Annotated in this window: 19 protein-coding genes; 8 read left to right on the top strand and 11 right to left on the bottom strand. The window is 44.0% G+C overall.

Going from position 1 to position 21,462, the window contains the following annotated elements; genetic code table 11:
• Positions 1-9: 9 nt before the first annotated feature.
• A complete protein-coding gene (locus VPNCDNU1_RS07360; RefSeq protein ID WP_104399775.1) occupies positions 10-1,380 on the bottom strand; it encodes an alpha-glucosidase/alpha-galactosidase in 1,371 nt (456 codons plus the stop codon).
• Between the two features lie 167 nt (positions 1,381-1,547).
• On the opposite strand from VPNCDNU1_RS07360, the gene VPNCDNU1_RS07355 reads away from it, so the two are divergent.
• The gene (locus tag VPNCDNU1_RS07355) at positions 1,548-2,456 is read left to right on the top strand and encodes a helix-turn-helix domain-containing protein (RefSeq protein ID WP_201797115.1); all 909 of its coding nucleotides are present in this window, start codon (positions 1,548-1,550) and stop codon (positions 2,454-2,456) included.
• 27 nt (positions 2,457-2,483) lie between these two features.
• On the opposite strand, the gene VPNCDNU1_RS07350 is transcribed toward VPNCDNU1_RS07355, so the two are convergent.
• The 3 genes from VPNCDNU1_RS07350 to VPNCDNU1_RS07340 are packed head-to-tail and all read right to left on the bottom strand — an operon-like array spanning position 2,484 to position 4,745.
• Positions 2,484-3,137, bottom strand: a complete 654-nt coding sequence (locus tag VPNCDNU1_RS07350) for a DUF2987 domain-containing protein (protein ID WP_167404749.1) — start codon at positions 3,135-3,137, stop codon at positions 2,484-2,486.
• A complete protein-coding gene (locus VPNCDNU1_RS07345) occupies positions 3,134-3,949 on the bottom strand; it encodes a glucosaminidase domain-containing protein (RefSeq protein WP_104399773.1) in 816 nt (271 codons plus the stop codon). Before VPNCDNU1_RS07345 ends, VPNCDNU1_RS07350 begins: the two co-directional genes overlap by 4 nt.
• On the bottom strand, positions 3,942-4,745 hold the full coding sequence (locus VPNCDNU1_RS07340) for a hypothetical protein (protein WP_104399772.1): 804 nt from the start codon (positions 4,743-4,745) through the stop codon (positions 3,942-3,944). Before VPNCDNU1_RS07340 ends, VPNCDNU1_RS07345 begins: the two co-directional genes overlap by 8 nt.
• 518 nt (positions 4,746-5,263) lie before the next feature.
• On the opposite strand from VPNCDNU1_RS07340, the gene potA reads away from it, so the two are divergent.
• The 5 genes from potA (at position 5,264) to VPNCDNU1_RS07315 (ending at position 10,342) form a co-directional block, all read left to right on the top strand.
• On the top strand, positions 5,264-6,367 hold the full coding sequence (gene potA / locus VPNCDNU1_RS07335) for a spermidine/putrescine ABC transporter ATP-binding protein PotA (RefSeq protein WP_174715131.1): 1,104 nt from the start codon (positions 5,264-5,266) through the stop codon (positions 6,365-6,367).
• Positions 6,351-7,244, top strand: a complete 894-nt coding sequence (potB, locus tag VPNCDNU1_RS07330; protein ID WP_104399770.1) for a spermidine/putrescine ABC transporter permease PotB — start codon at positions 6,351-6,353, stop codon at positions 7,242-7,244. Before potA ends, potB begins: the two co-directional genes overlap by 17 nt.
• Positions 7,244-8,014, top strand: a complete 771-nt coding sequence (potC, locus tag VPNCDNU1_RS07325; protein WP_101113838.1) for a spermidine/putrescine ABC transporter permease PotC — start codon at positions 7,244-7,246, stop codon at positions 8,012-8,014. The genes potB and potC overlap by 1 nt, the downstream gene beginning before the upstream one ends.
• Positions 8,015-8,105: 91 nt before the next feature.
• Positions 8,106-9,140: an extracellular solute-binding protein gene (locus tag VPNCDNU1_RS07320; RefSeq protein ID WP_104399769.1), complete on the top strand. Its 1,035-nt coding sequence runs from the start codon at positions 8,106-8,108 to the stop codon at positions 9,138-9,140.
• A 158-nt stretch (positions 9,141-9,298) separates the two neighbouring features.
• On the top strand, positions 9,299-10,342 hold the full coding sequence (locus tag VPNCDNU1_RS07315; RefSeq protein ID WP_104399768.1) for an extracellular solute-binding protein: 1,044 nt from the start codon (positions 9,299-9,301) through the stop codon (positions 10,340-10,342).
• A 108-nt stretch (positions 10,343-10,450) separates the two neighbouring features.
• On the opposite strand, the gene cobB is transcribed toward VPNCDNU1_RS07315, so the two are convergent.
• The 3 genes from cobB to VPNCDNU1_RS07300 form a co-directional block, all read right to left on the bottom strand.
• Positions 10,451-11,188, bottom strand: a complete 738-nt coding sequence (cobB, locus tag VPNCDNU1_RS07310; protein WP_104399767.1) for a Sir2 family NAD+-dependent deacetylase — start codon at positions 11,186-11,188, stop codon at positions 10,451-10,453.
• Positions 11,189-11,341: 153 nt separating this feature from the next.
• Entirely contained in the window at positions 11,342-12,562 is a 1,221-nt protein-coding gene (locus tag VPNCDNU1_RS07305) for an ammonium transporter (RefSeq protein ID WP_104399766.1), read from the bottom strand.
• Between the two features lie 296 nt (positions 12,563-12,858).
• Positions 12,859-13,275, bottom strand: coding sequence for a BLUF domain-containing protein (locus VPNCDNU1_RS07300; protein ID WP_104399765.1), 417 nt, complete (start codon positions 13,273-13,275; stop codon positions 12,859-12,861).
• Positions 13,276-13,353: 78 nt separating this feature from the next.
• On the opposite strand from VPNCDNU1_RS07300, the gene VPNCDNU1_RS07295 reads away from it, so the two are divergent.
• Entirely contained in the window at positions 13,354-15,054 is a 1,701-nt protein-coding gene (locus VPNCDNU1_RS07295; RefSeq protein ID WP_104399764.1) for a sensor histidine kinase, read from the top strand.
• A gap of 107 nt (positions 15,055-15,161) precedes the next feature.
• On the top strand, positions 15,162-16,046 hold the full coding sequence (locus tag VPNCDNU1_RS07290; protein ID WP_104399763.1) for an IS982 family transposase: 885 nt from the start codon (positions 15,162-15,164) through the stop codon (positions 16,044-16,046).
• 69 nt (positions 16,047-16,115) lie between these two features.
• Here VPNCDNU1_RS07290 and VPNCDNU1_RS07285 read toward each other — a convergent pair whose 3' ends face one another.
• From VPNCDNU1_RS07285 to VPNCDNU1_RS07270, 4 genes are all read right to left on the bottom strand, one after another.
• Positions 16,116-16,763 (bottom strand): RraA family protein, encoded by a 648-nt coding sequence (locus tag VPNCDNU1_RS07285; protein ID WP_104399762.1) that lies wholly within the window; start codon positions 16,761-16,763, stop codon positions 16,116-16,118.
• Positions 16,764-17,004: 241 nt separating this feature from the next.
• Entirely contained in the window at positions 17,005-17,970 is a 966-nt protein-coding gene (locus tag VPNCDNU1_RS07280; RefSeq protein WP_104399761.1) for a formate dehydrogenase subunit gamma, read from the bottom strand.
• Between the two features lie 9 nt (positions 17,971-17,979).
• Entirely contained in the window at positions 17,980-18,588 is a 609-nt protein-coding gene (fdh3B, locus tag VPNCDNU1_RS07275) for a formate dehydrogenase FDH3 subunit beta (protein WP_101113830.1), read from the bottom strand.
• Between the two features lie 11 nt (positions 18,589-18,599).
• Positions 18,600-21,455, bottom strand: coding sequence for a formate dehydrogenase subunit alpha (locus VPNCDNU1_RS07270; protein WP_104399760.1), 2,856 nt, complete (start codon positions 21,453-21,455; stop codon positions 18,600-18,602).
• Positions 21,456-21,462 lie beyond the last annotated feature (7 nt).

The following is a 21,462-nucleotide window of genomic DNA, read 5'->3' as shown; positions in this document are numbered from 1 at the left end:
TTTTTGTGCTTACTCTTCTTTTCTTGCCCATTCAGGCAGCCAATCGCTATGGGCGATTCTAAGTTCGTCTACTAATTGCCATATTTGGTCTAGATCCAATTCTGCTGCCGTGTGTGGATCCATCATAGCTGCATGGTAGATATGCTCTGGATTTTCCGTCATCAACGCTTCAACAACAAGTGACTGGACGTTCACACTGCTTTGAATTATTGCATTTAGCTGGGGAGGCAGACTGCCTATTTTTGTCGGCTGAATTCCCATGGCATCGACCAAACAAGGGACTTCGACTGCACAGCCTTGAGGCAGTGAATCAATTAAACCATTGTTGGGCACATTCCCATAGATGACTTCAGGAACATTGGTCCATACTGCGTTGATGATTGCAGAAGCGTATTCGTTACTTTTATCTAGATCGATGGTTTCTTCCGATAACAACTTTTGGGATTGCTCCTGCCATTGCTCTATTTGTTCTACACATCGCTTTGGATATTCATCCAGTGGGATTTGAAATTTATGGATAAGATCATCCCTGCCCGATTTAATAAACCAAGGCGTGTACTCTGCAAAATGCTCAGAACTTTCAGTTACATAATACCCAGTACGCTTAAGCATCTCATATCGAACCAAGTTTTTGCAGCGAGGCATTTCTTGGCTTTCAGGTCTTGGGTAAACACCGGACTCATAGCCTTCAAGTAATTTCGGATATAAGTCAACGTATTCACCATTTTCCAAGCGCTCTTCAAAACTCAAGAAAAACGCGATGTGATTGATACCTGCACAACGGAATCGAATTTTATCAATAGGTATCTGCAGATCAGAAGCTAAACTCTCAGAAGTATGTTGAACTGAATGACAAAGCCCTACTTGTTTGATTTGGGGGAATTTCTCCGCAATCGCCCAAGTATTGATTGCCATTGGGTTTACATATTGAAGAAGTATTGCTTCAGGGCACACTTCAAGCATGTCTTCGCATACCGACCATAGATGCGGAACTGTACGTAAACCACGCATGATGCCACCAATGCCTAATGTATCTGCGATGGTTTGCTCAAGCCCAAACTTCTTGGGAATCTCAAAGTCAGTCACTGTGCAGGGTTCGTAGCCGCCTATTTGAAAAGCAACAATCACAAAATCGGCGTCTTTTAACGCTTCTTTTTGGATAAGATGAGTTGAAATCGTCGCATCACATTTCAAAGTGGAAACCATTTTATCTGCAACGGCTTTTGATTCATCTAGACGACTTTTATCGATATCCATTAATGCTACATGAGCACCTTGTAAGCGTTCACGTTGTAAAATATCACCGACAATGTTTTTCATAAACACCGTAGATCCGGCGCCAATAAAGGCGATTTTTGGGTAATCTTTCACTTTTGTCATCCTTGTCCATATTGGTATACATTGATTATTGGTTATCAAATTCGTAGATACTTCCTAAAATACAAATAAAACTTCCTGAAAGTAACTTTCGTCTTGCTGACAAGATAGATTAATAGCACAGTGCTAGAACGAAGATTATTGATTCCCAGCTTAAGAGGTTTTGTGTGATGAAACAGTCGATCCCTTCTCACGAATATTCCAGTACTTATCGAGTGGAAGATCCTGAGTATCCGAAAGATTGTGGAATAGTAGTTGAAGACATAAAACCTCGTGCATTTGAGGCATCTTATTATCACCACCACGCCTCTATTGAAATGAACTATTTGCACGATGGGTCGATGATCTACTCCTTTTCAGGAAGAGAGGTCAAATTAAAAAGTGGGTGTTTTACTCTGTTTTGGGGAGCAAACCCTCATCGAGTTGTATCCGTTGATGGCGCAACTCGAATAACAAACGTGTACATATCACTGTCGCAATTATTGCAATGGTCATTGCCTCCGGAGTTTATAGACGCGGTGTTAAGCGGTGCTGTGGTGTGTACACAAGAATCCAACCTGCTCGATCATCAGATAGTGGAGCGCTGGGCAGAAGAACAAAATCGAAATGCGAATTGGCGTAGGCTACACGGGCTGGAAGTCGAGTCTCGTTTACTGCGACTTGCTAATGAAGGGTGGAATACGATGTTACATCGTAACAAATCCGACAGTGAAACCATTGTTGGAGGCAAAGCTATTCTTCATTTCGAATCTATGTTGCGCTTTATCAGTGAGCATTTTTCATCACCCATAGGTTTGCAAGACGTCGCACAAGATATTGGGGTGTCTAAGGGTTACGCAATGACTTTGTTTCGCAAACTACTGGGAAAAACCATTAAAGAACACCTTACCGATCTCAGAATGTATCACGCTAAAATGTTGTTAGCGGAATCAGATACAAAAATTGTAGCAATAGCATTAGACAGCGGATTTGGGTCACTTTCCGCGTTTTATGATGCCTTTCAAAAACAGGAAGGAATCTCGCCAGCAGCATTTAGGAAGCAAAGCCTTGTAGGACAAAGATTCCACTCCAACTCGTAAGCTGGAGTGGATCACGGGGTATTAAATCTAGTCTGCTTTAGGAAGGTAAGGTAGGACTCTTGTGGTTTGTGCTGGCAAAGTAAAGCTCTCGCCTTTCTTGAGGTTGTTTAGCGCAAAGTATGCTCTGCCATTAACAATCTCGACCGACTTTCCATTTGGAAGCGTAATTTCACTATTCAGGCTATCGGCAAATTCCAGCGTAACGCCTTCCACATCTGGAGTGAACCAACTCGCAAACATGCCGCCCAAGTCTTCTAGCATCACCTGCATTTGAGGCAGTAGCTTTTCAATATCTTCGTATTTTACTGATCCACTTAGCTGCTCTTTTGCCATGACAACCAAAGAGAAATCACATCTTTTGTCTTTTTCAGTACGCACAAACACCAAAGGGTTCGCCGATTTCAAATTCTGATCAATGGGCACTTTCAGCTCGTAGCCTGAGGTATCAAACTCTTCGTAATGTTCTTCTTTTTCCATCCATGCTTTTTCGAGTAGGCAAAGCTTTTTAGAATCTGCGTCTACAAAGAACAGACCGACTTTTACATCGTCGTGCCCTTCACTCGCGTTGCTCTTCATTTGAGAGTACAACTTCGAATAGGTAAACATGTATTCTTGAGCTTGAAGTGGTAGTGCCAAGCCTAGCGAAACAGCGAAAGCAATTAGAGGGGTAATTTTCATTATTGAATTCCGAACTCAGTCCAATATTTATTGTTGTGGCGGATCATAGCTTGTAATTCATCAACATACGCTTGACCACGCTCAGAATAGTGACTTAATCCTTGTGTCAATGCGAGTGCCGTCTTCTCACTTTGTAGGTCTTGTCCAGATTGTTCAAGTTGTGAACGAATGGTGCGAAGTTCTGCATACGCTCGATTGCGATTTACATTCATAAAATAAGCAGAAACTGAATCTTGTGCTGAGCCAAATTTTGCTACTTCATGGGTAGCACCTTCATTTCTTCTTAGTGGTACAAGACCACAGCCCTTTCTGTAGCACCATTGACCAAAAAAGTTGTTCGCTTTGGTTGCGAAGCGAGACGTTCCCCAAGCGGATTCGTTCGCTGCTTGTGTCAACACGAGGCTAGGAGGAAGAACGTTTACCCGCAACAACATTGTGTTGAGCCAATCTTCGGTAATACCTTCATAAGGTATTGCGTACTGATAGGCTTTCGCTAATTTCTCCGCGCTTTGCAGGTGTTTTTCTGTATTGCGAGAATCACTGCCTTTGGGTTTCATCGAAAGCAAAAACTGGCGTTCTTGTAATACGCGGTGGTTCTCTATCGCAATCGCAGGGTTTAGAAAACCAAAGAATGACGATTTCTTTTCATTCACGTTTGTTATCGAGGCGAAATCAGGCTTCTTACCCACGCTTGGCAAAGGCTTAGAAACCACCTTTTCGGTAGGCTCGGTTTGGGGTTCTTTTTCCAAAAATGGAAACAAAAACGCTGCGGCGAAAAACGCAGCAGCGCCAATTTTTAAAAGGGGTTTAAGCATCAAATGTACCGGAGTTATTCGAACCTTGTTGAGGTTTAGATGGAATGTCTGAAGCAACAATTTTAAGTTGGATGCCGAACATGTTGCGATACAGAATGCCTTTCACATGGAAGAAGAAAGGTACGACAAAAATCAATCCGATTCCGTAAAGCATGGTTGCAATAAAGAACATCAAGCCAACTACTAGGTAAATACCAAAGATTGGGAATATTTTTTTATTTACTGCTCTAAAAGACAACAGCAAAGATTGCATTGGAGGAATACGCTTCTCACAGATAAGCAAAATAGAATGGCTAAATGCTATGGTGAGATAGATTGATAGAAATGGGAGCAGCTGCCCCGCAATTCCTTGCAACAGAATACTGAACGCCGTTGCGAGAATGACAGGGATTGTGTACTGAAGCCCTTTCGCCATATGACGAGACTTCGTGCGTAAACCGGCCGAGTGGCTCATGGCCATCAAACTGATGCCAGCATATAGCGGTGCGCTGATTAACTCGTAGCTGAAATTGGCATAAAAGATTGACTGAAATATTTGTGGGTCAGCCTCTTGTGGGTTTTGTACTAAAGTGAGCAACACGGTCGGGTCGCCAAGTTGCATTTTTAAAGCAACAAAGAATATTACGGCTTGTATCGCAATCAAAGCAACTATCGCGGGGGAAAATGAAAAGAAGTTTTTCATCGTATACTTCCAAGCTTCTTGAATCACTTCGCCTGGTTTAAGTTCGTATTGTCCGGAAAGAGCCTGTTCTATGCTCCCTCCTAAGTTGAAATCTTTTACTATTTCATTATTCATATGTACTTCCGGGTCAAAAGTGTGACCAAATAACGTTCTCAGTATTCATATCGCCCACTCTATGGTGAGCGTTGAAAAATACGGCGATTATACGTGGGAGTTGCTCCGTCTTAAAAGCAAGATTGCAACATCTGTTTAATTTTAGAATCAATTGCCTAATAATTGCACTTTCTTATTCATTCTTTTATTCAGATTCCATCAAATCATGAAAATTCCAGCTATAACCTCTGTGAATCTATGCGCGGCAGCAAGCAATTAGCTAGTCGATCGACCAGCGTTCACGTTTTAGGTAAAGCGTAGATTTTGGCTATGAAACTCCAGTTTTTATGCGTTTGGAAATCTGTGTGAAAAGCGTACAAATCGTTGTGTGAGAAATGGCTAATTTTAATGCCAAAAAAATTTTAGTTTTTTGTAAGAAAATACTTTGAGAACCTCACATAGAGGCATATTATGCGCTCCCTACTCTACCAACGTTCTGGTCGTGCCAGTACTGGCTTTTATTAGGAGAAATACAGACATTGAAAAAGCCAAATCATGTTGTTCAGCTAGCGTCCATTGAAAAAAGCTTCGATGGTAAAAAAATCATTGATGGATTCAACTTAAACGTGAATCACGGTGAATTCCTGACCATTTTAGGTCCCTCTGGCTGTGGTAAAACAACGGTTCTGAGGATGATTGCAGGTTTTGAAACCTGTGACCAAGGAAGTATCCAAATAGATGATGTGGACGTCACGGCAGTCCCTGCCGAGCAGCGGCACGTAAATACGGTTTTTCAAAGTTATGCCCTGTTCCCTCACATGACGGTATTCGACAACGTTGCCTTTGGGTTGCGTATGCAGAAAGTGCCGGCTTCAGATATTGAACCAAGAGTTATCGAAGCATTAAAAATGGTTCGCTTGGATCATATGGCTGCACGCAAACCTCACCAGCTTTCTGGTGGACAGCAACAACGTATCGCGATTGCACGTGCAGTAGTAAACAAGCCGAAAGTGCTGCTACTGGATGAGTCTTTGTCTGCATTGGATTACAAACTGCGTAAGCAAATGCAGGTTGAGTTAAAGCAGCTTCAGCGTCAATTGGGTATTACATTTGTCTTTGTTACTCACGACCAAGAAGAAGCGCTGTCTATGTCTGACCGAATCATCGTGATGAAAGATGGAAAGATTGAACAAGACGGCTCACCACGTGAGATATACGAAGAGCCGAAAAACCTGTTCGTTGCCAAGTTTATAGGCGAGATCAATGTGTTTGATGCAGAAGTCATTGAGCGTATCGATAGCAAACGCATCAAAGCGACAATAGAAGGTGTTGAGTCCATTGTTTACTACGATGAGGCAGTAGCAACAGGCGATAAGCTTCAAGTACTGCTTCGCCCTGAAGACTTAAGACTGGAAGAGATTAAAGAAAATGAAACCAAGGGTATTGTTGGCCATGTGACCGACCGTACCTATAAAGGTATGACATTGGATTCGGTTGTTGAACTGGAATCGGGCATGCGTGTGATGGTAAGCGAATTCTTCAATGAAGATGATCCAGATGTTGATCATTCATTGGGTCAAAAAGTCGCCGTAACTTGGGTTGAAAGCTGGGAAGTGGTACTGGCAGATGAACAAGACGTTTAATTTTCAAAACTCACTGAAATGGCATAGCGCTTTTAATCTACAAAAAATGATCATCGGTCTGATTGTCGGGTGGTTGGTCATTTTTGTGCTGATTCCAAACGTAATGATCATCGGAACCAGCTTTTTAACGCGTGACGAAGCAAACCTTATTGAGATGACATTTACGCTTGATAACTATGCCCGTTTAGCGGACCCACTCTACTTTAAAGTATTGTGGCACTCGTTCTATATGGCGATTGTCGCCACATTACTGTGCTTGGTGATTGGATACCCGTTTGCTTACATCGTGGCAAAAATGCCCGAGAAATGGCGTCCGTTTATGCTGTTTTTGGTGATTGTACCATTCTGGACAAACTCACTGATTCGCACTTACGGTTTGAAAATTGTGTTGGGTACGCAAGGCATCTTAAATAAGAGCTTGTTGGCGTTGGATATTATCGATAAGCCCATTCGGATAATGTACAGCGAGTCAGCCGTGATGATTGGATTAGTGTACATCTTGCTTCCATTTATGATTTTGCCTTTGTATTCAGCCATTGAAAAATTGGACGACACCTACTTGGAAGCGGCAAAAGATCTTGGTGCAAACAAACTACAAACTTTGCTCAAAGTGGTATTGCCACTAACGATGCCGGGCATCATTGGCGGTTGTTTGTTGGTGTTATTACCAGCGCTTGGCATGTTCTACATTTCAGACTTACTGGGAGGCGCAAAAAACTTGCTGATCGGTAATGTCATTAAGAGCCAGGTACTGAATGCTCGTGATTGGCCATTTGGTGCTGCAACCAGCATCGCGCTCACTGTTGCTATGGCGATCATGTTATACGCCTACTATAGGGCTGGGAAATTGTTAAACAAAAAAGTGGAGCTAAGCTAATGGGCAAGTCGATTAAGTTTAGCTTTATGGCGTTAGTGTACGCGTTTTTATACTTGCCAATCATTGTGTTGATCGTCAACTCCTTCAATGCCAGCAAATTTGGCATGAAATGGGGTGGATTCACAACCAAATGGTATGAGGCACTTGTAAACAACGACAGCTTAATGCAAGCAGCGTGGCACTCATTAAACGTTGCCGTATTTTCAGCAACCGCAGCCACTATCATTGGCAGCCTGACGGCTGTTGCCCTTTTTCGTTATCGGTTTAAAGGGAAAGGCATGGTGAATGGCTTGTTGTTCATCGTAATGATGTCGCCAGATATTGTGATGGCCATTTCTTTACTAGCACTGTTTTTGGTTTTGGGCGTGCAATTGGGCTTCTTTACCCTCTTCTTTGCTCATATTACCTTCTGTTTACCATTTGTGGTGGTGACGGTGTATTCACGCCTCAATGGATTCGATGTGAAGATGCTCGAAGCTGCAAAAGATTTGGGAGCAAGTGAATGGGTTATATTGAAGCAGATCATATTGCCCCTAGCCAAACCGGCAGTTGCAGCGGGTTGGTTGCTTAGTTTTACCCTGTCATTGGATGACGTCATCATCAGCTCATTTGTTACTGGACCGACTTATGAAATCCTGCCATTGAAGATTTACTCAATGGTGAAAGTCGGCATTTCGCCAGAGGTGAATGCATTGGCAACTGTGATGTTGGTGGTCTCTCTTGTATTGGTTGTGATTTCACAATTGCTAGCAAGAGAAAAAGTAAAGTAAATGAGTGTGATAACACCAGTTTGTATTTATTCGACAGCGCAGTATAGGACTGCGCTGTTTTCTTATCTCGATTAGTTTGGAGCTAACGTTAATGAAAAAATGGGCTACTTTTTTAGCTGGTAGTGCATGTGCGCTTTCCTTGCTGACTCAGTCAGTACAAGCGAACGAAAATGATGAATTGGTATTCATGAACTGGGGGCCGTACATTTCTAGCGATCTCTTAAAGCAGTTTACCGATGAAACGGGTATCAAGGTGATTTACTCAACGTATGAGTCAAACGAAACTTTGTATGCCAAGCTGAAAACACACAATAAAGGTTATGATTTGGTCGTGCCTTCAACCTACTTCGTTTCTAAGATGCGAGACGAAGGTATGTTGCAAAAAATCGATAAGTCGAAATTGTCTAATTTCACTAAGCTTGATACCAATTATCTAAACAAACCGTACGATCCAAACAACGAATACTCTATTCCTCATGTTGTTGCGATTACGGGCCTAGCCGTGAATACGGATATGTACGATGCAAGCCAGTTCACCAGTTGGGGTGATTTGTGGAACTCAGACCTTGAAGGTCAGTTGATGCTGATGGATGACACTCGTGAAGTGTTCCACATCGCGTTACGAAAATTGGGCTATTCCGGTAACACTACCGATGAAAAACAGATTGATGAAGCGTATGCAGAGCTGCAGAAGCTCATGCCAAATGTGTTGGTGTTTAACTCGGATAACCCAGCTTCCCCTTACCTTTTAGGGGATGTTGGTGTTGGAATGCTTTGGAATGGATCCGCGGCGGCTGCACAAGCAGAAGGATTGCCGTTGGAATTGGTGTTCCCAAAAGAAGGAGGCATTGGTTGGGTGGATAACTTTGCAATCTCTTCAGGGGCAACAAATGTCGATGCTGCGCATAAGATGATCGATTTTCTACTTCGCCCTGAAATCGCAGAGCAAATTTCAAAGAACGCGGGTTACTTAACGGCAGTGAAGGAATCCAACGAGAAGTTTAAAGATGTCTCGCCACTCTTCCCGTCTCAAGAAGACTTGGATCGCGTGGAATGGCAAGCTGCGGTTGGCGACAAGACAGTGAGGTATGAGGAGTACTTTATGAAGCTGAAAGCCGGTCAATAAAATATCGTTTGAATACGATTTGTAAGGGCAATTTCGATTGCCCTTTTTCATTCGTTAAAAACTGGAGTACAATTCTGCCACTTAACTCTGAGAGTGAGATCCAGATCAAATAAGTTGAGCTGGAAATAAACTCTCCCACTAACAGATAAAGGGAAAAAATGAAAAATTGCTCTAGACTGTTTGCTGGTCTTATCAGTGTTGCATCCATCTTTTCTATTAACGCTTTTGCTGCAGATGAAGAACTATACTTCTACAACTGGTCCGAATACATTCCAAGTGAAGTATTAGACGACTTTACCAAAGAAACCGGCATCAAAGTTATCTACTCTACCTACGAGTCTAACGAGAGCATGTACGCTAAGTTAAAAACCCAGGGTGCTGGCTACGACTTGGTTGTGCCTTCAACGTATTTTGTTTCAAAAATGCGTAAAGAGAAAATGCTGCAAAAAATCGATAAACAGAAGCTTTCCCACTTCGCAGACCTCGATACTAACTACCTAGATAAATCTTTTGACCCAAGCAACGACTACTCTATTCCTTATATTTGGGGCGCGACAGGTATCGGCGTCAATTCCGATATGCTAGACAAATCGAGATTCAAAAACTGGGCAGATTTCTGGGACCCGAAATGGGAAGGCCAGTTGATGATGATGGACGACTCCCGTGAAGTGTTCCATATCGCCCTTACCAAATTGGGTTACTCCGCCAACACGACAAACCCAGACGAAATCAAAGCCGCCTATGAAGAACTGAAAAAACTGATGCCAAACGTGTTGGTATTCAATTCAGACTTCCCTGCTAACCCTTATCTAGCAGGTGAAACCTCATTAGGCATGCTTTGGAATGGTTCAGCATACTTAGCACGCCAAGAAGGCGCGACAATTGATATTGTTTGGCCAGAAAAAGGCACCATCTTCTGGATGGACAGCCTATCTATTCCTTCTGGCGCTAAGAACATTGAAGCCGCTCATAAGATGATCGATTTCCTTCTTCGTCCAGAGAATGCTGCGAAAATCGCGGTCGAGATTGGTTACCCTACTCCAGTGAAAACAGCGTATCCATTATTGCCTGAAGAATTTGCAAATGATCCAAGTATTTTCCCACCTCAAGAAGTGATGGAAAAAGGCGAATGGCAAGATGAAGTTGGTGAAGCGAGCACGCTTTACGAAGAGTACTTCCAAAAGCTGAAAGTAAATATGTAGTTACCTGAATTTGGGTTTAAGTAACATCACATAAAAAAGCAAAAGCGGGCATTGTCCCGCTTTTTTAGTTCTCGCTATATGAATAACGATGCCTTAATAAACAAAACCTTAAGCCTGAGCTCTCATTGCATCTGGAGTGCTCAACAGTTCTTCTACCAACTTAGGCACCTCAATGCTCGCTTTTCCGTAGCGCTTTTCTTCGAATTCACTTTCTACCGCACTCGGCTCTAAGTTAATTTCGATAGTATGCGCGCCATGCATTCTCGCATCATGCACAAACCCAGCGGCTGGATAAACCACACCCGAAGTGCCAATAGAAATAAACAAATCGGCCTCTTCTAATGCTGCGTAGATTTCACCCATTCTCAACGGCATTTCACCAAACCAAACAATATGAGGGCGCACTTGTGAAGGCATTTGGCAGCAATGGCAAAGGTCACCCGCCAATATATCGCCTGAGCAGTCTACAACTTGGTTAGACTCGCTGCAGCGTGCTTTAAGCAACTCACCATGCATGTGAATGATATTTTTCGTTCCCCCGCGTTCGTGGAGGTTATCGATGTTTTGGGTAATTACGGTGACTTTTCCATCCAATAATTCTTCAAGCTTTCCTAACGCTTGGTGTGCTGCGTTAGGTGCAATGGACGGATCCTGTAGCTTCCGGCGTCTTTGGTTATAAAAATCCTGTACTAGCTCAGGATCACGTTGAAAGCCTTCTGGTGTAGCGACGTCTTCAATTTTATGGTTTTCCCACAAACCATCTTGCGCTCGAAACGTTTGAATGCCCGACTCAGCGGATATTCCGGCTCCAGTGAGAATAACAATGTTTCTATAGGGGAAGTTCATACGACATGCATCCTTGTATTTATCTGTTGTTAACATTAGCACTAAAGACACAGTAGTAGAAAGGGATTAGCGGTAGACCATAGTCGTAAAAAGAGCGACTCAAGTCGCTCTTCTAAAGATTGATACCGCAGTATCATGAAGTGAATATGGGGTTTAGTCTTCGCTAGTAGAGCTGATCTTATGGATCGCCAGATCTGCACCATTAAATTCGTCTTCCCCAGAAAGCCTGAGCCCAGTAACGAGATTTAGCACGCCATAAACTACAGCGGCACCAGCGACAGCTACTACGATACCAATAACAGTACCCAAAACTTGAACCGTTATACTCACGCCCCCTAGCCCACCTAGCGCGCTTTGACCAAATATACCAGCAGCAATACCACCCCAAGCGCCACAAACACCGTGAAGCGGCCACACACCCAATACATCGTCTATTTTGGTTTTGTTTTGTAAGTACGTGAACAAATAAACAAACACTGCTCCCGCTACGCCGCCAGTAATAAGTGCGCCAATCGGATGCATAAGATCAGAGCCTGCACAAACGGCCACCAGCCCAGCTAAAGGACCATTGTGAATGAAGCCTGGGTCATTTCGGCCCGCAACAAGTGCTGTAAGGATACCACCCGTCATGGCCATTAAAGAGTTCATTGCCACAAGACCGCTGATTCCATTCAGAGTTTGTGCCGACATAACGTTAAACCCAAACCACCCAACACAAAGGATCCACGCGCCTAATGCCAAGAATGGTATGTTTGAAGGTGCGAAGTTCGTGTGTTTTCCAGCGCGTACACGGCCGTTACGCATTCCCAGAAAAATGACGGCAACTAACGCGATCCACCCGCCAACACCATGGACTACAACTGAACCTGCGAAATCGTGGAATGCCGCACCAAATGAGGATTCAAACCAATCTTGTAAGCCGTAATTTCCATTCCAGATGATCCCTTCGAACAATGGGTAAACGAGCCCCACAGTAAAAAAGGTGGCGATAAGAACAGGATAGAAACGCGCACGTTCCGCTATGCCACCGGATACGATAGCTGGAATAGCTGCTGCAAAGGTAAGTAAGAAAAAGAATTTAACCAGCTCGTACCCGTTGCCAGCCGAAAGTGTCTCTGCGTCAGCAAAGAAATTCGCTCCGTAAGCCACCCAATAACCAATAAAGAAATACGCGATAGCAGAAACACCGAAATCTGCGAGAATTTTAACCAATGCATTGACTTGGTTTTTCTTACGTACTGTCCCCACTTCGAGAAAGGCGAAGCCAGCATGCATGAGAAAAACCATGATGGCACCAAGTAGAAGAAACAAGGTATCTGAACTTTGAGTGAGTGTGTGGACGGCTCCCTGCACATCCGCAACTGAGTTACTCATCTTTAATTACTCCTTTTTGTATTTTTTTGCACGCTTCCTGTGCACTTCGCTTTGTTCTTCCCTAAATTTGGGAAACGAACAAGATCTAGCGTCTAAAGACCTAGAGTCAACAGCCCCTAGCTACGCAAAGATCGTTCCAGAGCTAAAAAAGATAGATAAGTTGTCTTTAAGGTGTTGTTACTGATAGAAATATTTCTGTTTAGGGAAGAGTACCCTAGATAGGGTTTAATCAATGAATGCACTATATTGGTGAGTATGCACTCATTTAGATCTGCCAAATTGGTGCAACAAATGCATTACAAGCTGGTTTGACTCTTAGAAAGTTTATAAAGAATCTCAGCGGCTTGCTTGGGTGCCAGCTTATCCGGTTCAAATGAATCTAGATCCAAATCACGTAGCAGGTCTTGGAGAAGTTGGCTCGATCCAGCGTAACCCATTTGCCAATTTTCAAAAGCTGGGCGGTCAATTTGTTGAACCGACATTATTGCTATCCTGTCATGACGTACATCTTGACCAATCTTGATGAATAGTTCACTCACATCTTCATTGTTACCTTCTAGAATCTGCAAGAAAAATTGATTGTCGTAGCAGAGCATTCCACAAATATCTCGTTCGGAATTGTTAAGACGCGCCTTCTCTAAGATCTTTTTTAATTCATCTAAAGACATCTCTTTTGTTGCTTCACTGTAATAAAGGAGCCGAATTGTAGCCATATCACTTTTTCTCCAAAGCGCATTTACGTAATCTCTACTATTCTAAAATATAGTCCAACTCCATGAATTTGGTAATTTATGTCCGTCAAATTATTACTGTCAGATGAGCTCAGGGATTCCCTAGATGATTTAAGTCACGACGAGACTATTCAGCTGGAATATGCCCATCCCAAGCAGGTTATGCGTTCAATTCGCTCATTTGACCCCGATATCATCGTGCTTCATTGTTCAAGTGATACTTTTGATGATATTCCTGAAATAACTCAATACGTTCGGAAAACCTTGAATAAACTCTCCGCTACGCTTTGGGTGGTGTACGATGGTGAAATGCAACACGAGCTTTTTTTGCCAAACATTGATCATTTTTTCAGTTTGACGGAGACACCAGTAAATGTACTAAGAATGCAACTAGATCGTGCCATTCAAAGGCATACTGCAATCAATGTCGACCAATCAAATCTACAGAACCAATTGAATATGTTGCAACGTGTCGGGCGCTCTGACACTAAGCATTCAGATGAGTCATTGTTTGTTGCAGACATGGTAAGTGTTATTGGTCAATTCTGTACGGCAAAAATAGCCTTCCTTTTTGATTCACCGAATGATTCAGTATTTCGGTTAAAACAAGGGAAATTAGCCGAGCTTGATGAATCACTAAAAGTAATGTTGGCAAAAAATATATCAATAGAAAACGTAAAGCAGCGTCCAATCATAAATCTAGAGCCATCCCAAATGATTCAAGATCTTTTCAGTGGTGCCGCACTGCTATTCTTCCCTATTTGCACATACGGTAAATTAAGGTACACCATAGTGTGTATTATCGATAACGAACACCTAGCTCAACTCACCGTCTCTAACCTAAAAATATTGGAAGAAGTTGCACTACAGCTTAATTCTAGCCTAGAAAGGCGTTATGCCATTGCTGACTCTAGCCACAAATATAATGAAGTTCAGCATTCGCTTGACCACATAAAGTCTGAAAACGAAGATCAAATTCAATCAGAAAAAATGCATTCACTCAGTAGTATTGCCGTCGGTTTGTTACACGAAATGAATAACCCAATCAGCTCTACTCTCGGGAATTTTGAACCTCTGAAGCAATATATCGAGTCGATTTTGGCGCTATTGGCACTCCATAAACAGTTGTTCATTGAACCTAACAATGAACAAAAGCATGAGATTGTCGCGACCTTCTATGAGGAAACTGACATTGATGAAGTACTTGATGACATACATGCTGTCATTCAAGACTCAGAAGCAGGTTTATTGCGTGTAAAAGACGTGCTTCTTAGTTTGCGAGTTTTCGCTGATAAAGCGCTGGATGCGAAGCTTACACCGTTTAAGCTTCAGAGCGTTTTTTCTGACAATGATCTCTATTTGAACCCTGAAGGCATCGAGGTGACTAAGCAGATAGATGAATCACTTGTCGTCGTTGGTAATCGCAACATGGTTCGGAAAGTTCTAGAGTTGGTGTTTAGGAATGCCATCGAATCAATCGATAACAAGGGAACCCAAAACAATGCGAAAATTGAGGTAACGACCTCATCCGATGATCAGTTTGTTCGCTTGTCGATAAAAGATAACGGCACGGGTATCGATGAAGAAACCCTGACCAAAGTATTCGACCCTTTCTACACCAACAACGGAAAGAAAAACGCATCAGGGCTGGGATTAACTATCGCGCAATTTGTAATGCAGAAATTACACGGCTCTATACGAATCGAATCGGAACTGAATGAATTCACAAACGTGACACTGAAAATCCCCAAAGTCCAGTGATGTTCAATTATGTTAACTAACCTGAGCTGCGTATAAGAAATGAACTAAATGCCCAAGTCACGATCTGATCGTTTGAAGAGAACTATCAATCGCATAAGGACTTGGGCATGAATAATTTAGACGCTATTTTCATCGATGTCGACGACTTCTGTCAGGCTTTCTTACCTGCGTGGGAAAAGCGTCTCATTGCTTCAGGCACCAAACAGAGGAACAAACCTTCTCGCCTTTCTGTCAGCGAAGTGATGACCCTTGTTATCTCGTTCCATCAATCTGGCTTTCGTGATTTCAAAACCTACTACACCCAATTTGTGTGCCGGTATCTTACCAAAGAGTTCCCCACGCTGGTCAGCTACACCCGTAGGCTCAAACTCATGCAAAGTGTCTTGGTCCCCCTCTGCTCTTACCTGACTCATCGTCAAGCTAAACCAACGGGTATTGCCTTTGTTGATTCAACCAAAATACAGGTTTGTCATAACCTGCGTATCCCCAGACATCAGGTATTTGAAGGGATCGCTAAACGCGGGAAGGGGACGATGGGCTGGTTCTACGGATTTAAACTTCATCTCATTATAAATGACCAAGGCGGTATCATTTCAGTGAAGGTCACGACAGCCAATGTGGATGACAGAAAACCTGTCCCAGCGATGGTCGAGAACCTTTGGGGCAGCCTATACGGAGATAAAGGCTATATCTCTGGTCCGCTAGAGCAAGAGTTAGCGGATAAGGGGGTGACATTGATAACCGATGTGAAAAAGAACATGAAACCCAAGGTGATGAAGCTCTGGGACCGTTTAATGCTCAGGAAACGGTTTATCATCGAAACGGTGTTTGACCAGTTGAAGAATATCTCACAGATAGAACACTCACGGCATCGGAGTTGTATCAGTTTTATGGTGAATTTACTGGCTGGACTCATTGCCTATTCATTCCAACCTAAAAAGCCGAGCATTAAAGTGACTCGGCTTGAGAAAGATGCGCTTATGCAGATCTGAGGTTAACTAAGTTCTTAACTGTGTTTATTGTCTTTTTTGGTTTAGACATATGCGCGTTAGCTATGCACTTTAGGCACCTTTGGCGTTTAGTGACTGCAAAATGGATGTGATTTTTTGCTGGTGTTCGCTCTGCCACTCTTTTAATGTTTGGTTATTTTCATTGCGTACTTTCTCCTTAACCTTGGCTAAGATCGATTGCGAATCTTCAGGTTTGATCACAACAATGCCTTCTTGGTCAGCCACAATAATATCGCCGTTATTTACCGTAATGCCTCCGCAGTTTATTGGAACTCCCATTTCACCCATTTTCTTTTTTTTACCTGGCTTTGGTACATTTCCTCTCGCGTAAACGGGAAATGCCATATCGCGAATCTCACCTACATCTCGTATAACACCATCGATAATAAACCCTGAAATTTCACGCTCAGCTGCTGTAGCGCAAACATTTCCTCCCGCCACAGCAAATCGACTATCACCAGCATTAATAACCAATACAGACTGAGGTGGAGCTTGATAGATGGCGGCGTGGACCATTAAATTATCGCCTGCTTCACATAGAACAGTGAATGCTCTGCCAACCATTCGTGGCATATCAGACCACAAGGGTTTAATACTGAAATCCATAAACGCATCGTCTGAAAGAAAATCTGCATAGCTGCACGTTGAAAATTCGCGAAACTCACTAAGGTCACTGTTTTCATTTATATCATGGCTCATTTAGCTATCACCTCTGTAGTTAAGACTCTCTGAAATATCCTAGTTTCATATACTGCCAGCAATTCGCTTGGGTGTAGATGGGTTTTGAGAAATATACACATGGGCTCTCTCTTTCCATACAAATTCGCTTACAGTAGAAAAATTCGAACAAGTTGAATCAAAAAGAATCGTTTACCCTAAATAAACGAAAACGGTCCTAATATTGGACCGTTTTTTTAAATGAGAACGCGCAAGCTAAATATTAGCTTTCACCTTCTTGCTTCTTCACCTTTTTATACCAGATGTTGTGGTGCTGTTTTGCCCATGTTTCATCTACATAGCCTGTTTTCATGCCTTCTAGTGCGCCTTCTGTCCCGACAGTACCGATGTAAATATGCCCTAATGAAGCGGCTATCAGCCCTAGAGACGATATAGCGTGAAGCACATTAACGATCTGCATGAGTTCGCGAGTTTGGTTGAACATTGGGAAATCCATGATTAACCCTGTTACACAGACGGTCACACCTGCCGTGACGAGCAACCAAAACCATATCTTTTCACCGCCGTTACAAAAATCTGCCTCAGGGTGCTTACCATTAGGTAGAATGCCTCCACCTTGTTTAAACCATTCAAGATCGACTTTGTTGAAGAAGTTGTTTTTCATCCATTTGATGAGCATGCCAACCAAACCAAACACAAATAGTGGCCCTAAATAGTTGTGCGAGATTTTCGCCGCACTAATGATAAATCCCCAAACGCTAGACGATACAACGGGCATCATAATGTACTTTCCATACATCAGCATAAGCCCAGATAACGCCAAAATGAGAAACAATGAAGCGGTATACCAATGGAGCGCACGCTCAAAAGGTGTCCAGCGCAGTACTTTGTTGCCAGTCCGTTCCTTAGACAGTTTGATTTGCCCCGCCCAGAGATAAAATGCCAGCAGTGCACCAAACGCACCTAAGATCATGTAGCCGCCAATGGGGGTTATCCATTTATTTCTGATTTCACGCCACAGTTGCCCAGTTGTGTTTATGAGCATACCGTGCTCCAATCCCTTGGACGTGGTGTACCCTTCTTCGCCATCTTTAACTTGTCGCCAGTAATCGGCACCTGCTAATTGGGCAATTTCTTTTTCCGCGTTGGCGGATTCGTCAGCAAAAATAGGTTTGCTGACGAACGCCAGAAACAGCGCAAAAGTAGCGATCAATATGCGATGTAACATTATGCCTCTCTAACTTTTGGTCGCGTCGAATGCTAAGTCTTCACCATTAGTCCAGCCCGCGCCTCTTCCGCCGCGTTCTACCATTCGCTGACGGAAAATGTCCGAAACGGTATTCGCGTCACCAGCCAACAAGGCTTTCGTCGAGCAAAGCTCTGCACACATTGGTAATTTCCCTTCAGCAACGCGGTTTGCACCGTATTTTGCGCGCTCCTCCGTTGAGCCATTTTCTGTCTCAGGACCGCCAGCACAGAAGGTACATTTGTCCATTTTCCCGCGCTCGCCAAATGCCGACGTGCTAGGGAATTGTGGTGCACCAAACGGGCAGGCAAACAGACAGTAGCCGCAACCAATACAAAGATCTTTATTGTGTAGCACAATGCCATCTTCAGTTTGGCTGAAACAATCTGTAGGGCACACAGCCATACAAGGTGCATCAGTACAGTGCATGCACGCGACAGAAATGGAGTTTTCACCGGATTGCCCATCGTTCAATGTGACAACACGGCGGCGTTGAATGCCCCATTCAAGGGCATCATCGTTTTCATTTTTGCAGGCGGTGACACAACCATTACATTCAATACAACGCTTGGTGTCACATAGGAATTTCATCTTAGCCATTTTATGACTCCTTACGCTTTACTGATGTTGCAGAGAGTCACTTTACTCTCCTGCATTTGAGTAACGGGATCATAACCGTAGGTGGTGGCGGTATTCGCTGCTTCACCAATTACATATGGATCCGTGCCTTCAGGGTACTTATCACGTAAGTCTTTACCCTGGAACTTGCCACCAAAGTGGAAAGGAACAAACGCCATACCCGGCTTCACTCTGCGCGTCACCATGGCTTTCACGTGGATTCTTCCTTTCTCGGCACCTTCTACCCAGACCATATCGCCGTCTCTGAACCCTAAGTCGTTCGCGTCTTTCGGATTCACCTCAACAAACATTTCTTGTTGAAGTTCAGCTAGCCAAGGGTTTGAACGTGTTTCCTCGCCCCCTCCTTCGTATTCAACCAAACGCCCAGACGTAAGGATGATTGGGTACTCAGCGGATTTATCTTGGTCCTGAATGGATTTGTACATCGTCGGCAAGCGATAGATGGATTCTTTGTCGTCCCACGTTGGGTAGTCGGCAACCAAATCACGGCGTGGCGTGTAAAGGGGTTCTCTGTGCAGTGGCACTCTATCAGGGAAAGTCCAAACGACGGCGCGTGCCTTCGCGTTACCAAAAGGAATACACCCATGGCTTATGGCGACTCTTTGAATGCCACCAGAAAGATCGGTTTTCCAGTTTTTTCCTTCCGCTGCGGCTTTCTCCGCTTCGGTAAGATCATTCCACCAGCCTAGAGATTTCAGTAGCTTGTCACTAAATTCTGGGAAACCATCTTCCAGTTCACAACCTTTCGAGTAGCTGTCTTCCGCGAGCAGGTTTTTGCCCTCAAATTCCACTCCAAATCGAGCACGGAAATTACCGCCACCTTCAGCCACGGGTTTGGATGTGTTGTAAAGAATGTGAGTTCCAGGGTGTTTCATTTCTGGTGTACCCCAACAAGGCCAAGGCAGCCCGTAGGTTTCACCATGAGCGGGACCTCCTTCTGCTTCTAGCGATGTTTTATGGAAGGTGTGCCAGTTTTTCTGGTGATCTTTCAAACGCTCTGGACTTTGCCCTGTATAGCCTATCGTCCACATACCGCGGTTGATCTCGCGGGTAATGTCTTCCACCAAAGGTTCGTTCTTATTCACTTTGATGTTTTTGAACAGCTGATCAGAAAAGCCCAACTTTTTAGAGAGCAGATACATGATTTCGTGATCGGGTTTCGATTCAAACAAAGGCTCGACCACTTTGTCTCGCCATTGCAAGGATCGGTTAGACGCGGTCACGCTGCCATAGGTTTCGAATTGTGTGGTGGCAGGCAACAAGTAGATACCGTCTTTACGATCATTCATTACAGCAGCAACGGTTGGGTATGGATCGACAATCACCATCATGTCCAACTGTTCCATCGCTTTCTTCATTTCAACACCACGAGTTTGGGAGTTTACGGCGTGTCCCCAATAGAACATGGCGCGAATGTTGTCTTTCTGTTCGATAGCGTCTTTGTTTTCTAACACGCCATCAATCCAACGAGAAACAGGGATACCCATGTTGTTCATTGGCTTTTTGCCGCGGTATTCGTCTTGGTCGAAGCGTTTTTGTACCCACTCGTAATCCACATCCCATACTTTTGACCAATGCTTCCAAGCGCCGTTAGACAGCCCGTAGTAACCGGGTAGAGTATGAGAAAGCACGCCCAAGTCTGTCGCGCCTTGTACGTTATCGTGACCGCGGAATATATTCGCTCCGCCGCCACTCTTACCTATGTTGCCCAGCGCCAATTCAAGCACGCAGTAAGCACGAGTGTTGTTATTACCTGTGGTGTGCTGAGTTCCACCCATACACCATACAACGCATCCGGGTCTATTCTCTGAAAGGAGCTTGGCTGTTTTGTAGACTTCTTTTTCACTTACGCCAGCAACACGCTCTACTTCTTCTGGTGTCCAGCGAGCGACTTCTTTCTTGATTTCGTCCATGCCGAAAACACGCTGGCGAATGAACTCTTTGTCTTCCCAGTTGTTTTTGAATACATGCCATAAAATGCCCCAAATGAACGCAACATCGGAGCCGGGACGCAGGGATACATAATGATCGGATTTAGCCGCGGTGCGCGTACGGCGAGGATCCGCTACCACGATCTTGCAGTTGTTCTTTTCTTTTGCGATGAGAATATGCTGCATCGCAACGGGATGCGCTTCCGCTGGGTTAGAGCCAATAAACAACATGGACTTGCAGTTATGCATGTCGTTAAAGGAGTTGGTCATCGCACCGTAACCCCAAGTGTTCGCTACACCAGCTACCGTGGTGGAGTGACAAATACGCGCTTGGTGATCGACGTTATTGGTTCCCCACAAAGAGGCCATTTTACGGAACATGTAAGCTTGTTCGTTACTGTGTTTGGCACTGCCTAGGAAGTAAACAGAATCAGGACCTGACTCCTTGCGAATTTCGAGCGTTTTGTTGCCGATTTCTTCGATGGCATCTTCCCAGCTCATTTGTTTCCATTTGCCGCCTTCCAACTTCATTGGGTATTTTAGGCGTCTTTCCCCATGCCCGTGTTCACGCAGAGCAGCCCCTTTAGCGCAGTGCCCACCCGCATTAAATGGGTGGTCGAACGCAGGCTCTTGCCCTGTCCACACGCCATTTTGCACTTCGGCGTATATACCGCAGCCTACAGAACAGTGTGAACAGATGGTGCGCTTAATTTCGGTGGGTACCGTAGAGGCGACGCTTTTTGCGTTTGCCTTGCGCATCATCCCCGGTGCAAACATAGAAGCGCCGACGGCGGCTCCCCCTGCTGCCAGTGTTGAATTCTTCATAAAAGAACGACGGCTCAATCCGATTTGGCTTTCTTCCTTGTTAACGCTATCGGAACGCTTGGTAAGTTTCATTCCATTG

The organism is Vibrio penaeicida, from assembly GCF_002933855.1.
GTDB classification, from domain to species: domain Bacteria; phylum Pseudomonadota; class Gammaproteobacteria; order Enterobacterales; family Vibrionaceae; genus Vibrio; species Vibrio penaeicida_A.
The sequence above is the reverse complement of the archived record's forward strand: the minus strand, read 5'-3'. Positions and strand labels throughout refer to the sequence as shown.

Bases quoted from the DNA above. Each gene is read 5' to 3' on its own strand.
- VPNCDNU1_RS07360 (WP_104399775.1), bottom strand. From the start codon at position 1,380: ATGACAAAAGTGAAAGATTACCCAAAAATCGCCTTTATTGGCGCCGGA.
- VPNCDNU1_RS07355 (WP_201797115.1), top strand. From the start codon at position 1,548: ATGAAACAGTCGATCCCTTCTCACGAATATTCCAGTACTTATCGAGTG.
- VPNCDNU1_RS07345 (WP_104399773.1), bottom strand. From the start codon at position 3,949: ATGCTTAAACCCCTTTTAAAAATTGGCGCTGCTGCGTTTTTCGCCGCA.
- VPNCDNU1_RS07340 (WP_104399772.1), bottom strand. From the start codon at position 4,745: ATGAATAATGAAATAGTAAAAGATTTCAACTTAGGAGGGAGCATAGAA.
- potB (WP_104399770.1), top strand. From the start codon at position 6,351: ATGAACAAGACGTTTAATTTTCAAAACTCACTGAAATGGCATAGCGCT.
- potC (WP_101113838.1), top strand. From the start codon at position 7,244: ATGGGCAAGTCGATTAAGTTTAGCTTTATGGCGTTAGTGTACGCGTTT.
- VPNCDNU1_RS07320 (WP_104399769.1), top strand. From the start codon at position 8,106: ATGAAAAAATGGGCTACTTTTTTAGCTGGTAGTGCATGTGCGCTTTCC.
- VPNCDNU1_RS07315 (WP_104399768.1), top strand. From the start codon at position 9,299: ATGAAAAATTGCTCTAGACTGTTTGCTGGTCTTATCAGTGTTGCATCC.
- cobB (WP_104399767.1), bottom strand. From the start codon at position 11,188: ATGAACTTCCCCTATAGAAACATTGTTATTCTCACTGGAGCCGGAATA.
- VPNCDNU1_RS07305 (WP_104399766.1), bottom strand. From the start codon at position 12,562: ATGAGTAACTCAGTTGCGGATGTGCAGGGAGCCGTCCACACACTCACT.
- VPNCDNU1_RS07300 (WP_104399765.1), bottom strand. From the start codon at position 13,275: ATGGCTACAATTCGGCTCCTTTATTACAGTGAAGCAACAAAAGAGATG.
- VPNCDNU1_RS07295 (WP_104399764.1), top strand. From the start codon at position 13,354: ATGTCCGTCAAATTATTACTGTCAGATGAGCTCAGGGATTCCCTAGAT.
- VPNCDNU1_RS07290 (WP_104399763.1), top strand. From the start codon at position 15,162: ATGAATAATTTAGACGCTATTTTCATCGATGTCGACGACTTCTGTCAG.
- VPNCDNU1_RS07285 (WP_104399762.1), bottom strand. From the start codon at position 16,763: ATGAGCCATGATATAAATGAAAACAGTGACCTTAGTGAGTTTCGCGAA.
- VPNCDNU1_RS07280 (WP_104399761.1), bottom strand. From the start codon at position 17,970: ATGTTACATCGCATATTGATCGCTACTTTTGCGCTGTTTCTGGCGTTC.
- fdh3B (WP_101113830.1), bottom strand. From the start codon at position 18,588: ATGGCTAAGATGAAATTCCTATGTGACACCAAGCGTTGTATTGAATGT.
- VPNCDNU1_RS07270 (WP_104399760.1), bottom strand. From the start codon at position 21,455: ATGAAACTTACCAAGCGTTCCGATAGCGTTAACAAGGAAGAAAGCCAA.